General features: G+C 40.0%; 1 protein-coding gene. It reads right to left on the reverse strand.

All coding sequences use genetic code 11. The features are described 5' to 3' along the window. Positions 1-243 precede the first annotated feature (243 nt). Positions 244-642, reverse strand: coding sequence for an MAPEG family protein (locus A3763_RS03880; protein WP_068511332.1), 399 nt, complete (start codon positions 640-642; stop codon positions 244-246). Positions 643-994: the final 352 nt, after the last annotated feature.

The raw sequence follows: 994 nt of genomic DNA on the forward strand, positions 1-994 counted from the left end.
CCATGCAAAATATAAAAACAGCGCTAGTGCTGGCAGACAAAGCTTATCTCTTAGACAACTCTGACTACCTAAAGCCCTTCGATCTCGTTGCTCAGATCACGCAAGGATTAGTAACGAAAAAAGCAAACACCCTGCCCGATTGGGCGAGATTTCTACTAGAAAGTTAAAGCCTGATACACACGCCGCTAAGTCAGATAGCTCTGTCTTCAAACTAAGAGACTCTAAAATGCAGATGAGGGCCTATCAAACCGTCAGCGAAGTCACAAACATACCAATTAAACCAATCAGACTAATAACAAAACCAATACTCCGGGCCAAGGCTATATTCGCGTAATAGCACAACATATGCATCACACGCCCAGCAAAATAGGTCACAGAAAACGCGTCGATATAGCTTGCATCGGCACCACTATAAACAGCAAACAAAGCAAACAGGATAAATACCGCGATCGTCTCATTGGTATTTGAATAAGTACGAGAGGCTCGAAATAAAAATCTAGCGTGATCAGCTTCGACGGGATAACCCGGTGTATGTTTCAATTTAATTGATGCTGCGTCAGAAACAAGTATTTGGGTGAGCAGCAATAAGCCGGTCAGTCCAACAATGAGTAGCGTGAGTTGATAGTCTGCAAATACTTCCATATATTGATCCTAGTACTTTCATAAGTGATTGGGTTCACTAATTGTAAAGCGCTGAATACTATTTAATGCTTACCTCATCACCCTAATGCTACCTAAAACCTTAAATACACAGTTCTATCAGTAGGACAAACGAAGCTATTAACGTTAAAGCGACACGACGATTTAACCCTGCAATTCTGCAAGAAAGGTTTAATAAGAGATTGGGAACACCAGAGCAAGTACACACATGAACAACGCCATTCCAAGTGAAGTAATCACAATCCAGTTATCATCTATCAACTTAGGCATATACTTTCCCTCGGTATTTATCTAACTAATAACAAATACATTAATTGATAATGATTATCATTAC

Source organism: Oleiphilus sp. HI0128, assembly GCF_001635365.1.